We start from the raw sequence: 17,104 nt of genomic DNA, 5'->3' as shown, positions 1-17,104 counted from the left end.
AGGATTGCAAACTTTTATGGATGAGAGATTTACTAAAATGCTTTGATATGCATTGGTCAACGCTTTTACAACATCACTTCTTGAATCTCTGCTAGAGTCAGGGGTTGGCTTGGTAGAGCAGTCGTAGCGTCAGAACGGCGCTGACAACGCACCGCAAAATAACACGTGTCACATTCTCCCGCTTCAGGATTCACCTGGGGAAAGGGTTCGCCAGCCTGATACTGTTCCAGCCACCGATCCAATTGTTGCAACCGCTGCTGCAAATCTCGTCGGGTTTGCTCATGCAACTGCGTAGTGTGACGAAATTCAAGCTTTTGGGGTTGAGCTAAGGGTTGGCGATCGCCCCCCTGCACAAACCAATAGGTCATCGAGATGTGTTCCGGTTCATAGCTACTGGTTTCTGCCAGGACAAAGGGATACAGACGCGTTTGCCAATCTTGCGCCAGCCATTGGGGGTGTTGCGGACGAGGATACGTTTTCCAGTCGATAATGTCAGCTGATTGCTCATCCAGCACCAGCAAGTCATACACCACCGTCAATAAATACCCCTGAAACTCCAACGTGCGGCGATGTTCACTCTGGCGACGAACCCCCGATTTTTGTTCAAATAATGCAGGCACCGTTTGCAAAAACGCCTCGACGCACTGTCCCAACTGCGTATCGACGGTCGTAAAAGCGGTAATCGGCAAGCCCAGATTCATCTGCTGCATCAGCAGGTGAAACCGACTGCCCCAACTCAACCGCTCCTGTTGATCTGGCGTTGGCGTTGAACCGAGCTGATCTATATAAATATGTTGAAACTTACGCGGGCAAGTTTCCAATAAATTGAGTTGCGATTGGGAAAGACGCACAGGCTTCTAACTCCTGGTTAACACAAAGACACTGCCCTCATTGCCTCTGCCAATGCGTAAATCGGCATCAAGGTAGGTAATATCTAGCCAACCCTGGCGATCCTGGTCTTGGGTGCTGAAGTCGATCGCAAGTAATTTGGGCTGGGTTTCAATTTGTTGAATCAAGTAATCGGGCGATTGGTACCCAATCAATCGTTGTAAGCCAAAGATAAAGCGTTCAAACGTAACCAGAACTCGTTTTTCTGAAACAGGTTCGAGCCGAGCCGCCACACTGACTAAACCTTCGAGGTACGGAATCCCCGACACTTCAGCAATATTGTAGACTTTGCCTGCCTTGATGCGGATGCATTGATAGATTTGCCCCAGCCGTAGCAGGGGAAAGCGATCGATCCCCAATAACTCTTGGCTGGTGGTATACAGCAAGCGCCAGTTGCCATCCAATAGCTCACTGGCTTCTAAGGGTCGGGGGGTGGGGTTGCAGTCTTCTAACTGGGCGATCGCCGCTAAGATGGCTTGCCGATCTAAGTCCGATGCTAAGATCCCCCGATTTTTTCCAGCGATCGCTTCTAATAACGCAGTCTTACCAATCATTGTGCCAACGTCTCCTGCTCAGCCCGACCTCATTCCTCCTATATATAGCGCTTTGCACTCAATTAAAGCCAGATTATTTTCTGCAAGCCTCTCTGGGAAAGGATTTCACAAAATAACAAGCACTGGATGGAGATAAGCTGCACCGTATTGAGCATCACAAATTAGAGCGCTCGGCGTTGTGAGCAAACAAACGTATTACTGAAGCGCCGCACGGTGCTTCAGTAATACGCAATAGATGTAGATATATAGATAAGTAAAGCAAAACACGCAATTGGAATTTTTCGTTTAGAATTTCTTGACAGTTGGCTTGACTTCAGCTGAATTTCCGCCATAGCTATTCACCCTTCGCAATAAAGCGTTATTCTTTAAATCTGTTGCGATCGCTCCCTTCTGAGGGTTTGATTGCTTAACCCTGATCGATAAATCTTTCATCGTCCAAGCAAAGGAACGGTAATGCAAAAAAATCCTGCTCTTCGTGCCCAACCTCGTGAACAACCCGCTGCGGTGATTCCGCTGCAACGGGACGCGTCTATTCTGGATTGGCTGGAAAATACCGGACGGATGTTAGCCCGTGACACTAGTGAGACGGACTATCTTGAAACCGAAGAAGAGATCAGCGAACTCATGGGTGCAGACGACAATAGCTTTGATCTGGATGACGATGATGATGTCTTAGAACTAGACGATTAGGTCTACCCCGACTCAATCCAATCCAAAATCTAGATAGATTCCTGATACAGGTTTCCTTCTCCAGAAAAACGATGTAAAGTTTTAACAAGTTTTCCAAAGGCTCAGCAAGTGCCTTTGAAGTGTGTGGTGTGGAGTGAGATTAATCAATAGTGGATGCTAAGTTATTCCCTGGAGGGGAACTTGACCTCTCCGGAAAGAATCTTTTAATGACCCTGGGTGCGGCTCTGACGGGCGGCGCTGTTTTCCTAGACCTCTTATCAGGTCGGTTGCCTGGGTTAGGGTGGGGTTTGACCCTGCCCTTCGTATTATCTGCATTGCTGGTGACAGGGCTAGGCTACCGCATTGTGCCGTTGCTGCGTCGGTTAAAAGCAGGGCAGGTGATTCGGGAAGATGGACCGCAGGCGCACCTGAAAAAAGCGGGTACTCCGACGATGGGCGGTATTTTCGTCGTTCCGGTTGGGGTGGCGATCGCTTTAGTCTGGACTGGGTTTGCCCCCACGGTCATTGCAGCATCGCTTCTGACGCTGTCTTATGCTGCCATCGGCTGGTTAGATGATTGGCAGATCCTGCGGCTCAAATCGAACAAGGGCATTTCACCCCGCATGAAATTGGCACTCCAGGTTGGTCTGGGGGGTCTATTTTGTTTTTGGCTGGTTGCAACGCAGTCGGTGAGCTTTACAAGCCTGGTATTTCCATTGGGAATCACCCTGCCGCTAGGAATTCTGTTTTTTCCGTTGGCATGGTTTGTTCTGGTTGCAGAAAGCAATGCAACGAATTTGACCGATGGTCTGGATGGTCTGGCAGCCGGGACGGGGGCGATCGCCCTATTGGCATTGGGTGCCCTGGCAGCTCCAAATCATCCTGACATGATGATCTTCTGTGCCTGTATGAGTGGTAGCTATCTGGGCTTCCTGGCACATAACCGCAACCCTGCCCGTGTGTTTATGGGAGATACGGGTTCTCTGGCAATGGGGGGTGCATTGGCAGCGGCTGCCATCTTGAGTCAATCGCTCGTGGCACTGTTGGTTCTCAGTGGCGTCTTTCTGGCAGAAACTCTATCAGTCATTGCCCAGGTAAGTTATTACAAAGCGACTAAAAACGAACAAGGCATCGGTAAGCGCCTGTTTAAGATGGCTCCAATTCACCACCATTTTGAGCTGGTTGGCTGGTCTGAAATCCAGGTTGTTGCTCGGTTTTATCTAGCGGGTGGAGTCCTGGCGCTTGCAGGTATTCTGCTGTATCTATAGGAATGGCTATTTAGACAAGCAATGGCGTCATGGAAAATCGAATTGGCATTTTTAGTGCATTGCTAATTGCGATCGCCAGTGGGTTGGTCGTCAAAGTCGTAGGCGACCCTATCGTAGAAGTGACCGCTCCCAAAATCGACAACTTTTTTGACGATATCGAAGATTGGGTGGACGATATCGGCGATGCCTGGAAGAAAAATATGCGCGAAGAACGTAGACAGGAGAATCAGCCGAGTTCAACCCTTTTCAACTAAATCACAGATAACGCGATCGGGGGTGGGAACTGAGTTCCCACCCCCGATTGCATTGTTTAGAGAATGACTTCTTTTAGACTCTACATTCTGTACGACTGCTAAAAAATCGACAGTAGAGCCATGACATGCTCAACACGAACGACGGATTAATAATCTGTGATCTAAGCAGATGGAGGCGTTGAAGACGAGCCCATAGCTAATCTGGGAGGACCTTCTAAGGAATCTCGGAACCCTTCGACTTCTCGGGTGTAGGCGATCGGCAAAACACATTCCACATTTTCGTGCGGACGAGGAATAATAACCCAGGTTTCCAACGTTCCTCCAGGGGTATTTTGGGCGGCTTCGATCCCGGCATCCATCGCCGCTTTGACTTCGGATACATCGCCCCGAATCATCACTGTAAATCGGGCACTGCCGGCGCGAATATAGCCAACCAACGTTACTCGCCCCGCCTTCACCATGGCATCCGCCGCTGCGAGAACCGCAGGAAAACCTTTTGTCTCAAGTGCACCAACCGCAACAGGCATTGCTCTCTCCTAGAGGTGAATTCATCTGATTTATTGTATGAGCATACGCTCTCGAATTTTGCTGGACTTAGAGACTATCCCAGAAGTTACGATGCCGCACCCTTCAGGGACAAACTATCCATTCTGCTAATGACAGGTTGAATAGAGTCTGGGAATCTTAACTTCAATAAAACCCAGAAGTTCGTTTAAAAGCACAGACCGCCCGGCTTTCTCCAGAAATCTTCGATTTTATTAATTCCTGATCCCCAATCAGTCGTCCAGTTGTAAGAAACTGATGGAAGCGACGGACGAATGTTACATAAACTGCTCAACCTCAGGGGTGTACTGGATGGGTAGAACGGCTTCCAGATTTTCGGGTGGGTTAGGAATGATGTAGTAGGAAATTTCCTGACAACCATAGGTTTTTTCTGCCGCTTCGACACCCGCCGCGATCGCAGGTTTGACCTCCGATGTGCCACCCCGAATTGCGACCAAAAACTCTCCCCGTTCTGCCAGCCCGTAGTAGACCAGGGTGACTCGTCCGGCTTTGACCATTGCATCTGCCGCAGCGAGAATGCCTGGAAACCCAAGCGTTTGAATAACACCGACAGCCGCTGGCATGATTGCATTCCTCACTTCAAGAACTTAGAAGTTACTTTAAACCCTGGAGCCAAGTCAATTCTTTCATCCTCACGGCAACCAGAACCAACCGGCTCAAACAGGTTCTCATTGTATAAATTTAAGCCACTCTTGCACGATTTTATCGTCATGTTCAAATGCTATGTTTTGCAAACCATTGTTGCAAAATGGGGTTAACCAATTCAGGCGCTTCATCTTGAGGGCAATGACCCACCCCCGCTAAGGGAATAAATTCTTCCACAGCAGCAAATTTTGCCAGATCCTGTCCCAAGGCGATCGGTTCCCAGGGATCGTCGGTGCCCCAGAGGATCAGTGCCGGACAGGTAATCTGAGGCAGTAGATCTTCTGCCAGAGGCCCTTGAGAGTAAGCGGTGAACGCTAAGAAGACATCGGCTGCCCCCAGATCATGCGCTGGAGCCAGTAGTAACGCCACCAGTTCATCCGTCACGGCATCCTTGCGGGCATAGGCTTTCAGCAAAATGTTGCGGATCACGTCAGGGCGTGCCAAGCGGGAAAAGAAATAATACCCAATCGCCCGATTACTCAACACCCCTTGCAACATGGGGGCAGAGAGGCGGCGATACCAGGGCAACGTCATGCGTTTGCGATCGTGCAGCAAGCGCAGAGAACAATTCAGCAGAACGACGCCTCGCACCCAGTCAGGTTGCATCACAGCGGCTTGCAGGGCAACGACACAGCCAATGGAATTGCCCACGATAAAGGCGGGTTCGCCCACAACCTCGCGGCAAAACTGCATCAATTGGCTCGCCCAGGTTTCAAACGTATAGGCGATCGCCTCACCAGGGCGGGGTTTAGCAGACTGTCCAAAGCCAATCAGATCAATGGCATACGTCCGATGCTGACTGGCTAAAACAGGAAGATTTTTGCGCCAGTGGTCGCTGGATGCCCCAAAGCCATGCACGAAAATCACGGGGGTGCCTTCGCTACCCGACATCTGATAGCGAATTGAAAACCCTTGCCAGTTCCAAAACTGAGTCTGCACGGGGTGAGAAGAAATCGAGATCATGGCTCAACTTAATGTTTCTTAAACAATTGTACTCTGAGCCTTCCCAGTACTGTGTGTTTGAGAGAATGACGTCTTCCAACTCATCACCCTTCTGCGTCTGAGCGCGTAGCGCTATATGACCTGATTCAGCTCTCGTGTTCACGTTGCTGCTATTGTCGATCAGTGGGCTTTGCTGGGATCGTCGATTTCATACCCCTGAAATTTGTTGTTGCCAAAAACAAACCGGATGGGATTTATTGAAATGGTGATCTTGACTGAGATCTTAAATGTGAGGGTAGTTCTAAAAAAGTAATGATTTTTTGTGGCGCGGGCGACGCCCGCGCCACAAAAAATCATCACATGACTACCAATTTCAGCACTCAAGCCTCTTAATGCTTAACCGGGAGTAGTCATCAATCATGCAGTGGTCTGGATTTCGGCTTGGCGATCGCCATCACAAACTCATTCGATACAGTAGCTTAGCGATCGTCATGATCGCCTTAGTTATTGGCTTTTATAGCTTGCCTGCTCAGGCAGTCACCCCACGCCACTATACAGACCTCGACTTTGGACCACCCCCTGAGGTAACGCTGCCCGACTATACCCGCTTTAGTCTCAACAATGGCATGGTGGTGTATCTGGTGGAAGACCATGAGTTACCCTTAGTCAGCGGTTCAGCCGTATTTCGTACGGGCGATCGCCTGGAAGCACCTGAGCAAGTTGGGATCGCGGCTATCGTCGGTGAAGTCATGCGCAGCGGCGGCACTGCCACCCACCCAGCCGATGAACTCAATCAATTTTTAGAACAACGGGCAGCATCGGTGGAAACCGGCATTAATACCACGGCTGGAAGTGCCAGCTTTAGTGCCCTGAGCGAAGATTTAGAAGAGGTCTTCGATGTATTTGCCGATGTCATTCAAAACCCTGCTTTTCCTCAAGAAAAAATTGACCTTTCAAAAACTCAGTTAAGTGGCTCGATCGCTCGTCGTAACGATGATCCCGATGATATCGTCGGACGCGAGTTTCAAAAATTGATTTACGGCAATGACAGCCCCTATGCCCGCACAATTGAATACGCCACACTAGACAATATTTCACGCCCCGATATCGTCAATTTCTATCAGCAATATTTCAAGCCGCAGGGCATGTTGCTAGGCTTAGTCGGCGATTTTGATAGTCAGGTTATGCGATCGCTAATCGAATCTAAGTTTGCCAACTGGCAAACCCCCGCTGCCGCCAGCGATCCCCCGTCCCTTCCCTCCGTCTCACAGGCGCATCAGGGTGGCGTATTTCTGATTGACCAACCGCAGCTAACCCAGAGCTATATTCAGATTGGGCATTTGAGTGGAGAGTTAAAAGATGCTGATTACCCCGCTCTTTCTGTGCTGAACGAAGTGATGAATGGCTTTGGCGGACGGTTAATGAACCAGGTGCGATCGCGTCAGGGGCTAGCCTATGTCGTCTATGCCTATTGGGGTGCGCAATACGACTACCCCGGCGTTTTCGTGGGGGGCGGACAAACCCGATCGGAAGCAACCGTTCCTTTTATTCAGAGTGTTTTGGATGAGATTGAACGAGTTCGCACCAGCCCTATCACGGATGAAGAACTCACCCGAGCCAAAGATTCAGTCCTCAACTCCTTTATCTTTAGCTTCGAAACCCCCGGTCAAACCATTTCTCGGTTAATGCGCTACGAATATTACGGCTACCCACCAGACTTTATCTTCCAATATCAGCACGCCGTCAGCACCACCACCGCAGATGATATTCAAAAAGCTGCTCAGACCCACCTCAAGCCCGACCAGATTGTGACCCTGGTTGTCGGCAATGCGGCTGCCATTGACCCACCCCTGAGCAGCCTCACCCCCACAAGTGACGTCATACCAATCGATATCACTATCCCCGCTCCCACACCCTCCTGAGACAGCATGTGGCTATGCAGCCGCGCAGAAACTTGATTTCCGCTTACCCAGATGAGACGCAAACAGTCGCGGTAGGTTTAGCATGAAAGATGAACTCCCTTGACTGGTTTTTATCGAATTTTCATCGAAGTTATGTCACTTGAACAGTGCCCTAAATGCGATCGCCAACTCAATCCGCCATTGCAATCGTCCGGTCGTCAGGTCTGCATGAAATGTGGTTGGTCAGATCAACCGCGTCAGGCGGCGACCCATCAGAAAACAGCGCCAACCGATTTAAACCTGAACGATATTAAGCAATTGCTCAACCAGGCGACAGCAGAATCTCTGGAAAATATGAATCCTAAAAATCGTAAGGCGCAGGCGATGCTAAATCGACTCAAAAACAACCCTTCCAACTAATGGATCTGCGGGTTAATCAAATCCCAGTTTTGTGGTGAAGCGGCAGAGCCGCATCCCAACAAAACTGGGATTTTGTGCGATTTAGGGTTCTTACAGACCCCACATTAATCGACTTGTAATTCTTGGTATAGCGCTACGCACTTAGGTTAGGACAGGGTGCAGGGGTACTGCGTAGGCACCGCCCACACCCCAGCGTCCTAACGTGACTACGTCAAGCGATAAGAGAGCGACAGTAAAGCTGTCACTCTCTCATCTCAACGGGGATCACGGCTCGTACGAGCTGCAAGCCTAAGTAATTTTACGTATTTTTTGATAAAAACACCCCTTTTTAGTGTATCTAAACTTTATAAGACCACTCCGAATATTAAAGTTCTAGCAAAGGTCGTACCCTGATAGAGCTTCTCAATCGAGGTTCAGATAAATTAGGTAGAAGTAAGTCCTTATACATAGTCTTATTCCAGGGAATAAGGGCTGTCACCCCATCATCCTTCAATTAGTTTCACCAAGGAAATTTCAATGGTCAGATCTTCCTCCAAGATAGTTTTAGGGCTATCGATTTTATCTGCTGCTGGAATGTACTCGCTAATTGCGGCATCTTCTGCCTTAGCAGCACCCAGAAGCAATGTTGTTCAGAGTGGGTTTGAACAATGGGCGATCGAATGTGCCGAGGTTCCAGGACCTGCACCCAGACCCAGACCCACCCCACCACCCCGCCCCAACCCAAATCCACACCCCTATCCAACCCCCAGCGATCCGCCAACTCAAGTCCCTGAGCCAGCTACAACTGCGGCGCTGGTGTTAAGTGCAGCTGCTATGTTGGGATTACGTAAGAAAAAGTGATGGTTTAACTGAGTCGGGATTTTTCAGGGTGACGCCTCAACTATCAATCATATTTAATCCATGCCCTTTTTTATGGGGCTTACCAAACCAGGCATTCTGAATCTAAATGGTTCAGGGTGTCTATTTTTTATGGCAGTTTTATAAATTTGGAGATTATTGCAGAAATCGGTATCCAGCCAGTAAGTGTGCGTAAGATCAAGGTGGAAATATATAGCAGATGAAGAGTTGGTCAGGACAGGGGCGCGGGGGCACAGCCCCCCGACAGGGGTGCCACCCCTGCACCTCATCCTTATTAACCATTCACTTGCTGTAAATAAACGTTGCGAGCTGGATTGTGAAACGGATCGTTCTAATAGCTGGGTTTGAGACGTTTAATGCCGACCTCTATCGGCAAGCTGCCCGCATAGTTCAGCAGCGGTGCCCTGCGTTAGAGATTCAAGTCTTTAGCGATCGCGATCTCATCACTCAGCCAACGGCTGTTGAGATGGCATTAACGGAAGCCGATGTTTTTTTCGGTAGCCTGTTATTTGACTATGACCAGGTGATCTGGTTGCGCGATCGCCTCTCAGATATCCCCATTCGCCTGGTGTTTGAATCGGCGTTAGAACTGATGAGCCTGACCTGCCTGGGCAAATTTGCGATCGGTGATAAACCCAAAGGCATGCCCAAACCGATTCAATTCATTCTCAGCAAATTTGGCGGCAATCAACGGGAAGAAGACAAGCTAGCTGGATATCTGAGTTTCCTTAAAGTCGGTCCCAAACTCCTCAAATTCATCCCCGTCGGCAAAGTCCAGGATCTACGCAACTGGCTGATTATCTACGGCTACTGGAATGCCGGTGGCTCCGATAACGTCGCCTCTATGTGCTGGTTCCTTGCTGCCCAATACCTGGGTCTGACCGTTGGCGAAATTCCACCGCCGATTGAAACCCCCAACATGGGACTACTTCATCCCGACTATCCCGGCTACTTTGAATCACCCAAGCCCTATTTGGAATGGTATTTGAATAGAGATCAAGACTCAAGAACTAGAACCCAGACCAAACTCCCCCCTCAACCCTCACAACACTCCTCATCTCCCCTATCCTCTCTATCCTCCCCATCTCCCCTATCTTCCCCACCTCCCCTATCCTCCCCATCCTCCCCATCTCCCCTACCTTCTTCATCTCCCCCATCCTCCCCACCTCCCATCGTCGCCCTCCTGCTATACCGCAAGCACGTCATCACCAAACAACCCTATATCCCGCAATTAATTCGCTATTTTGAAGCCGCAGGACTGATTCCTCTGCCGATTTTCATCAATGGGGTGGAAGGGCATGTGGCAGTTCGGGATTGGCTGACCAGTGCCGATGAACAAGCCCAGCGGCAACGGGGCATTGTAGAGACGCCATCGCTATCTAATGAAGCTGTATCGGTGGATGCGATCGCCTCAACCATCGGCTTTCCATTAGTCGGGGGTCCTGCTGGATCAATGGAAGCGGGGCGTCAGGTAGAAGTAGCCAAGCGAATTCTCGGTGCTAAAAATATTCCCTATTTTGTGTCTGCGCCACTGTTAATTCAAGACATTCATTCCTGGACACGACAGGGGGTTGGGGGGCTACAAAGTGTCGTGTTGTATGCATTGCCCGAATTAGATGGGGCGATCGATGCAGTACCTTTAGGTGGGTTAGTAGGGGATCAGATCTATCTGGTGCCAGAACGGGTCAAGCGTTTGACTGGACGGATCAAACAGTGGATTGAGTTGCGTCGCAAACCTGTGTCAGAGCGTAAAATTGCCATCATTCTCTATGGTTTCCCACCGGGCTATGGGGCAACAGGTACGGCAGCACTATTGAATGTTCCCAAGTCTTTAATCAAGCTGTTGCAAGCATTAAAAACACAAGGCTATGACGTAGGTGAATTGCCAGAAGATGGTGAAGTATTGATTCAACAGGTGCAAGCTGCCGATCAAGCTTATATAGGGCAGGTTCCAGAAGCAATCACGTTCGAAGATGCCGCGATCGCCACAGTCACCGCCCGTAAGTTAGAGAAATGGTTAGGCTACTTGCTGACTCGACGAATTGAGACGCAATGGAAATCACTAACAGAGAGTGGCATTCGCACTCTGGTCGCCACCGAACAACCCGAAGAATCACGCTATCTTTTGGGTGGGGTGCAATTAGGGAATGTTTGGATTGGAGTGCAGCCACCATTAGGCTTGCAGGGTGATCCAATGCGATTGATGTTTGAACGAGATCTGACACCCCATCCACAATATGCCGCTTTCTATAAATGGGTGCAAAATGACCTGCAAGCCGATGCCGTGATTCATTTTGGTATGCATGGCACGGTGGAATGGTTGCCCGGTTCACCCTTGGGGAACACAGGCTATTCCTGGTCAGATATTTTGCTGGGCAATCTGCCCAACCTGTATATCTATGCGGCGAACAATCCATCCGAATCCATCCTGGCAAAACGACGGGGCTATGGTGTATTGATTTCCCACAATGTTCCTCCCTACGGACGAGCCGGACTGTATAAAGAATTAGTTGCACTGCGCGATTTGATTGCAGAGTATCGGGAAGACCCTGACAAAAACTATGCACTGAAGGAAGCGATCTGCAAAAAGATTCTTGATACAGGGTTAGAAGCTGATTGTCCCTTTCATGAAGCCAGACGATTGGGGATTGAATTCACGCCTGAGAATGCTCGCCTATTCAGTCCGCAAGCCTTTGATCACTACTTGCTGGAGCTTTATGAATACTTGCAAGTATTAGAAAGTCGCTTGTTTTCTTCAGGTTTGCATGTCTTGGGTGAACCGCCAACCGCAGAAGAATTAGCCAGTTATTTAGAAGCTTACTTTGGGGATGAATTAGGCAGCGATCGCCATCTCCCTGATGCTGTCCTACAAGTCCTTGTAGTAGGGGGCGATCGCAATCAAGTCCACAATGCCTACTTGCAAGCCTTACACCCTCCAACCAATGGTGTGATTCATCCGTCTGTGGAATTGTGCGATCGCATCATCCAGATCCGTGACCTGCTGTATCAAACCACCGACGAACTCACTAACCTGTTGCGCGGACTCAACGGCGAATATATTCCTCCTGCGCCGGGTGGCGACCTGCTGCGGGATGGGGCGGGTGTCTTGCCGACGGGACGAAACATCCACGCCCTCGACCCCTACCGGATGCCCTCACCTGCGGCTTACGAACGAGGACGAGAAATTGCCCAAAAAATCATTGCCCAACACCATCAAGAACACACTACGTATCCTGAAACCGTTGCCGTTATGCTGTGGGGTTTGGATGCCATCAAAACCAAGGGTGAATCACTCGGTATCTTATTGGAATTGGTTGGAGCCGAACCGATCAAAGAAGGAACCGGACGCATTGTGCGCTATGAATTAAAACCGTTATCCGATTTGAATCATCCCCGCATTGATGTGCTGGCAAACCTTTCCGGCATCTTCCGTGATAGCTTCGTTAATATTATTGAATTATTGGATGATTTGTTTCATCGAGCGGCGATCGCCGACGAACCTGAAGACCAAAACTTCATTCGCAAACATGCCCAAGCGCTGAAAGCACAAGGAGTAGACAATCCCTCTGCCCGACTCTTCTCCAACCCATCCGGCGACTTTGGCTCTCTGGTTAACGATCGCATTACTGATTCTAATTGGGAATCCGGTGATGAACTCGGTGATACCTGGCAAGGGCGCAACACCTTCAGCTATGGGCGACACGACAAAGGACAAGCCCGTCCTGAGATTCTGACGACCCTACTTCAAACCACCGATCGCGTGGTTCAGCAAATTGATTCCGTTGAATACGGCTTGACCGATATTCAGGAATATTATGCCAACACAGGCGGATTGAAAAAAGCAGCCGAACTGAAACGGGGCAAAAAAGTCACCGCCAGCTTCGTCGAAAGCTTCTCCAAAGACACCAACCCCGTCAGTTTGGAAGACTTACTGCGCATGGAATATCGAACCAAATTACTCAACCCCAAATGGGCAGACGCCATGTCAAACCAGGGTTCTGGCGGTGCCTACGAAATCTCCCAACGCATGACTGCCCTGATGGGATGGGCGGGTACCGCCGACTTCAAAGAAAACTGGGTCTACGACCAAGCAGCCGACACCTATGCCCTGGATCCCGACATGGCAGCTAAACTGCGACAAGCCAACCCAGAAGCGTTTCGCAATATCGTCGGCAGAATGCTTGAAGCCAACGGTCGCGGCTTCTGGCATCCCGACCAGGAGAAATTGGAAAAATTGCGCCAACTCTACGAACTCACCGATGAAGACCTAGAAGGCATCAGTGTTTAATTGTAGGGTGCGTTGCTGAATAGCAAACGCACCACTTGGGCATAGTTTGAGAGAATTTAATTCGAGATGAAACAGATTCTGCTCAGCACTGCGATTACATTCACAACAATCCAGTCCGTCATCACCTTTGTCAGGTTCCTACAGATTGGCACTTTTCAAGTGTTCATCGATTCATTGCTCAAGGAATCTATCCATCGAATTGGGGTGCTCTCGAAATTAACTCGTCAATGGTCGAAGATTAACATGCTTTCGGTGGTGCGTTTGCTTGACAGCAACGCACCCTACAAACTACTGAAGATTGGCATAATTTTGGCGGTGCGTTTGCTATTCAGCAACGCACCCTTGTATCTACAAATTGAAAATTCCTAACGTAAGTTCCTAACGCTTGTTAGGTGACGCAGACAAAGAGATTGCGTTCAATTGGAGTTAGTAATAGACCTTAGTTGAGATAGTACATCAGGGTTATCTGTGGGTATATCGGACTTCTTCCTAACTTTCCACTACTGGCCCAGTAAAGATATGGGAATTAGGGTATGAGTAAAAAAAGGTTTTAGGGACATCTTCTAAATCTTACAAATCCGTCAATCTTTACTTTTCTAGGTAGTGCCCCAAAGGTAAGGATGGCTGAGACTCTCTACTAGCATGAATTTCATCGATTTATTGCCATATAGAGAGGCAAGTATCTGCCCATGAGATAGCCCAGAGTGCCAATTATTTCGTTAATTTTTTGGCTTTATAGCTGAAAATGCGTGAAAAAAGCCAGGATACTTCAGGTCTAAAAGGTTGATTCCAAGCTTTGAAAGCTTTACATATTAACCCGGCAATGAAAGTTACGAATGTAGCTCCTACATTTTCGAGGGTTCTGACCTCAGAAACGTAGGTTCAATGATTGCCAGGTTAATATGTCCATCCTTTACTAAAAAGGACTACCCTTTTCTACTATTCATAGAGAACATATGAAGCATTTCTACGTATCATTCTCTGCACTATCTTTTCTGGGTGCAGTTATAGGTTCTTTGCCATTTTTCAACAATTCACTCGCTTTGGCTCAAACTTCTGGGTGTGGAAGTGGCTCAAGTTGGTATTTGACTCGATTAGCAACACCTGTGTCTGCTCAACAGTTCGGAGTAGCTTGTAACGAGCATGATGCTTGCTATGACACATTCGGTCGTTCAAAAGATGAGTGTGATAGAGCATTTCACAACAGAATGCTTGAAATATGTTCAAGCGATCATAACACTTGGCTCGAAAGACCTTTAAGAGCTACATGTAATAGTAGAGCAGACGCTTTTTATACTGCCGTCAGAGATCATGGACAAAGCGCATACGACGATGCACAAGCATCGTCAAGACCAACAGTAAGAACCGAAACGTTACCTACAACAGTTATTGAAGTCATCAGTAATGGTGGCAATGTGTCAGGGGGGGAGCTACGTAATCAATGGAGCGGCAAATGTCTACAGACGATGGGGCAAGAGAATGCGAATGGTAGTGCCGTCAATATTTGGGACTGTACTAATACCTCAAATCAGTTTTGGACTTTGACATCTAGAGGTGAACTTCGCAATCAATGGAGTGGTAAGTGTCTACAGACAATGGGACAAGAGAATGTGAATGGTAGCATCGTCAATATTTGGGACTGTACTAATACCTCAAATCAATTCTGGGAGCGAACCAGCAACGGAGAGTTTCGCAATCAATGGAGTGGTAAGTGTCTACAGACAATAGGGCAAGAGAATACAAATGGTAGTGCTGTCAATATTTGGGATTGTACTAACACCTCAAATCAATTTTGGCGCTAATAGATCCTCTCGATTAGTACAATCTAACCATGCTGCACTGGAACGCTCCTAAAATGGTTGATAGTTGCCAAAGATATCTGCGTCCTGAGTGCCGATCGTTAGTTCGCTTCCTGCTTGCGATCGCTTTTTGTTGTAGGAAAGATGAATCATCTCAATGTGATCGCATTTGACTCTATAAATCCCGAAATGCGATTGCACTTGACTCTATAAAACCCAAAATATGATCGCGCATTCATTTTCAAAGAACGGAGGAGAGAAAGGCGATCGCTATCCCTAATTTGCAGATGATCAAGTGCGATCGCTTAGCAATCAAGTAAGCGATAATACATTTAAGCCGCTTTCCAAGAGTTCAGCAGCAATGACCGAATGACTTGAACATGCGATCGCCCAAGTAAACGTCATACCTTCTAGTAAACAGGTGAAAAGTTGCTGATTCAGTTGTAAGTTTTTTTGAGAGGAGAAGGAATATGTCTCCTGTTCGCAACGTAGTTTTCGAGACAGAACGACTCATTGTCAGAATGGCTATGGTCGAGGATGTTGATTTATTCTATGCCTTGTGGAATAACCCTCGGGTGATGAAGCATGTGGGGTTTCCGCAAGGATTGAATATTACACAAAGTAAACTTAAAGAAAGACTCTCTAAACAAGGAGAGTCCGAGTTCGAACAATTGCTGGTTGTAGAGTTGAAGGTCAGCGGTCAAGCCATTGGAGAGTGCAAACTATCTAAGCCTGATCAGGAAGGTTTAGCGCAACCAGACGTTAAGCTGCTTCCAGAGTTCTGGGGACACAAATATGGGGTCGAGACTTGGCAAGGGCTGATAAACTACCAGTTTGCTCATACAGATTGTAAGGCTGTTCAGGGAACACCTAACGTAGAAAACATCGCCTCAATCAAAATGCAAGAGGCGATCGGTGCGGTACGCATGGGTGAAGATGTATACCAATTTCCCGAGTCGATGCGCAACTACACGACACCAGTGCATTTCTATATCTACCGGGTATATAGAGCTGATTGGGAACGGAATGAACTGATAGATGGAAAGATCGGGCAAGTATAGTTGCAGGTATTGCTGCACAACCCCAATACACTCGATCGTCGCAAGGTTATTTGTTTGCATCTGAAGTTACTTACGTCAAGTGATTGCAAGCGTTATGCCCCCTAAGTAAGTCCTATAAGAATCAAATGTCTCACGCAGGTTTTACACTTCAACATCGTGCAATCGGACGAGTCGCCGCTTGGATTGTATTCTTGCTTGAGGTGGTATACGCTATCACAACAGTTCTCGGATTTCTTTCCCTCAAATCGCCCCAAGATCCAATTGGTGATCCCTTCTTTTTCATTATGGAACTACTCATCATTCTGATGGCACCATTGATGGTTGTGGTTATGGTTGCAGTTCACGCTTACGCTACTTCTGAGAGCAAAGTATATAGTTTTACGGCACTTATTTTGATGATTCTTCTGGCAGGTATTACGTCCAGCAATCACTTTGTTGTTTTGACGGTGAGTCGCCAGATTGACGCGATCGGGTTGGACTGGTTTCCTGTGCTCTTTTCTTTCAAGTGGCCCTCTGTGACATATGCGTTAGATATCCTTGCATGGGATTGGTTCTTTGCCCTGGCGATGCTCTGTGCTGCACCTGTGTTCAGGTTTGGCAGGTTGGAGATGACAGTGCGGAATCTCATGATATTTAGTAGTGTCCTGAGTCTCGCAGGGTTGATCGGTGTGCCTCTGGGTAATATGCAAGTCCGGAATATCGGAATTATTGGGTATGGTATTGTGGCTCCTATTGTGTTTTTGTTGTTGGGCATAGTTTTCGGGCGCATCCAGTTGATACCAGAAAACATTGAACAACGTCGTGATTCTCAATCGGGGGTAAATTAAACCTTTGAAATCATAGTAGCTTCTCAACTCAAGGATATGTTGTAAACCAACAAATAGTAGAGTAGGTATAGATTCGGTAAATCTTATTTTTTGGTCATAGCATCAAAAATGCGATCGCTCATTTATTTGCAAAGAATAGAAAAATGAAAGGGCGATCGCTATTTTT

The 17,104-nt window shown here is 48.1% G+C and carries 15 protein-coding genes and 1 pseudogene; 11 read left to right on the top strand and 5 right to left on the bottom strand.

Going from position 1 to position 17,104, the window contains the following annotated elements:
• Window positions 1-65: 65 nt before the first annotated feature.
• Complete coding sequence (locus ACR6Z4_RS14950) at window positions 66-851, bottom strand: PD-(D/E)XK nuclease family protein (protein WP_479718091.1); 786 nt, start codon at window positions 849-851, stop codon at window positions 66-68.
• Between the two features lie 6 nt (window positions 852-857).
• The gene (locus ACR6Z4_RS14945) at window positions 858-1,442 is read right to left on the bottom strand and encodes a PAP/fibrillin family protein (RefSeq protein WP_479718090.1); all 585 of its coding nucleotides are present in this window, start codon (window positions 1,440-1,442) and stop codon (window positions 858-860) included.
• A 453-nt stretch (window positions 1,443-1,895) separates the two neighbouring features.
• On the opposite strand from ACR6Z4_RS14945, the gene ACR6Z4_RS14940 reads away from it, so the two are divergent.
• From ACR6Z4_RS14940 to ACR6Z4_RS14930, 3 genes are all read left to right on the top strand, one after another.
• Window positions 1,896-2,132 carry a DUF3134 domain-containing protein gene (locus ACR6Z4_RS14940; RefSeq protein ID WP_479718089.1) on the top strand — a complete coding sequence of 79 codons (237 nt, stop codon included), beginning with the start codon at window positions 1,896-1,898 and terminating at the stop codon, window positions 2,130-2,132.
• 149 nt (window positions 2,133-2,281) lie between these two features.
• On the top strand, window positions 2,282-3,379 hold the full coding sequence (gene mraY / locus ACR6Z4_RS14935) for a phospho-N-acetylmuramoyl-pentapeptide-transferase (RefSeq protein WP_479718088.1): 1,098 nt from the start codon (window positions 2,282-2,284) through the stop codon (window positions 3,377-3,379).
• A 29-nt stretch (window positions 3,380-3,408) separates the two neighbouring features.
• Entirely contained in the window at window positions 3,409-3,633 is a 225-nt protein-coding gene (locus tag ACR6Z4_RS14930) for a hypothetical protein (RefSeq protein ID WP_479718087.1), read from the top strand.
• Between the two features lie 161 nt (window positions 3,634-3,794).
• Here the strand turns inward: ACR6Z4_RS14930 and ACR6Z4_RS14925 are convergent, their stop codons facing one another.
• The 3 genes from ACR6Z4_RS14925 to ACR6Z4_RS14915 form a co-directional block, all read right to left on the bottom strand.
• A complete protein-coding gene (locus ACR6Z4_RS14925; protein ID WP_479718086.1) occupies window positions 3,795-4,160 on the bottom strand; it encodes a carbon dioxide-concentrating mechanism protein CcmK in 366 nt (121 codons plus the stop codon).
• Between the two features lie 294 nt (window positions 4,161-4,454).
• Complete coding sequence (locus ACR6Z4_RS14920; protein WP_479718085.1) at window positions 4,455-4,760, bottom strand: carbon dioxide-concentrating mechanism protein CcmK; 306 nt, start codon at window positions 4,758-4,760, stop codon at window positions 4,455-4,457.
• Between the two features lie 151 nt (window positions 4,761-4,911).
• Window positions 4,912-5,805 (bottom strand): alpha/beta fold hydrolase, encoded by an 894-nt coding sequence (locus ACR6Z4_RS14915; protein ID WP_479718084.1) that lies wholly within the window; start codon window positions 5,803-5,805, stop codon window positions 4,912-4,914.
• A 398-nt stretch (window positions 5,806-6,203) separates the two neighbouring features.
• Here ACR6Z4_RS14915 and ACR6Z4_RS14910 point away from each other — a divergent pair, with 398 nt between their 5' ends.
• From ACR6Z4_RS14910 to ACR6Z4_RS14875, 8 genes and pseudogenes are all read left to right on the top strand, one after another.
• Complete coding sequence (locus ACR6Z4_RS14910; RefSeq protein WP_479718083.1) at window positions 6,204-7,706, top strand: M16 family metallopeptidase; 1,503 nt, start codon at window positions 6,204-6,206, stop codon at window positions 7,704-7,706.
• 132 nt (window positions 7,707-7,838) lie between these two features.
• Window positions 7,839-8,105, top strand: a complete 267-nt coding sequence (locus ACR6Z4_RS14905; RefSeq protein WP_479718082.1) for a hypothetical protein — start codon at window positions 7,839-7,841, stop codon at window positions 8,103-8,105.
• 516 nt (window positions 8,106-8,621) lie between these two features.
• Window positions 8,622-8,945 carry a PEP-CTERM sorting domain-containing protein gene (locus ACR6Z4_RS14900; RefSeq protein ID WP_479718081.1) on the top strand — a complete coding sequence of 108 codons (324 nt, stop codon included), beginning with the start codon at window positions 8,622-8,624 and terminating at the stop codon, window positions 8,943-8,945.
• 334 nt (window positions 8,946-9,279) lie between these two features.
• Window positions 9,280-13,251 (top strand): magnesium chelatase subunit H, encoded by a 3,972-nt coding sequence (gene bchH, locus ACR6Z4_RS14895; RefSeq protein WP_479718080.1) that lies wholly within the window; start codon window positions 9,280-9,282, stop codon window positions 13,249-13,251.
• A gap of 50 nt (window positions 13,252-13,301) precedes the next feature.
• Window positions 13,302-13,493, top strand: a pseudogene (locus ACR6Z4_RS14890) (hypothetical protein); the annotation flags it as partial.
• A 714-nt stretch (window positions 13,494-14,207) separates the two neighbouring features.
• Window positions 14,208-15,053 carry a ricin-type beta-trefoil lectin domain protein gene (locus ACR6Z4_RS14885; RefSeq protein WP_479718079.1) on the top strand — a complete coding sequence of 282 codons (846 nt, stop codon included), beginning with the start codon at window positions 14,208-14,210 and terminating at the stop codon, window positions 15,051-15,053.
• Between the two features lie 467 nt (window positions 15,054-15,520).
• Window positions 15,521-16,111 carry a GNAT family N-acetyltransferase gene (locus ACR6Z4_RS14880; protein WP_479718078.1) on the top strand — a complete coding sequence of 197 codons (591 nt, stop codon included), beginning with the start codon at window positions 15,521-15,523 and terminating at the stop codon, window positions 16,109-16,111.
• 284 nt (window positions 16,112-16,395) lie between these two features.
• Window positions 16,396-16,938 (top strand): hypothetical protein, encoded by a 543-nt coding sequence (locus ACR6Z4_RS14875; RefSeq protein WP_479718077.1) that lies wholly within the window; start codon window positions 16,396-16,398, stop codon window positions 16,936-16,938.
• The last annotated feature ends 166 nt before the right edge of the window (window positions 16,939-17,104 follow it).

Source organism: Calyptranema fuscum S582 (genome assembly GCF_055793305.1).
The sequence above is the reverse complement of the archived record's forward strand: the minus strand, read 5'-3'. Positions and strand labels throughout refer to the sequence as shown.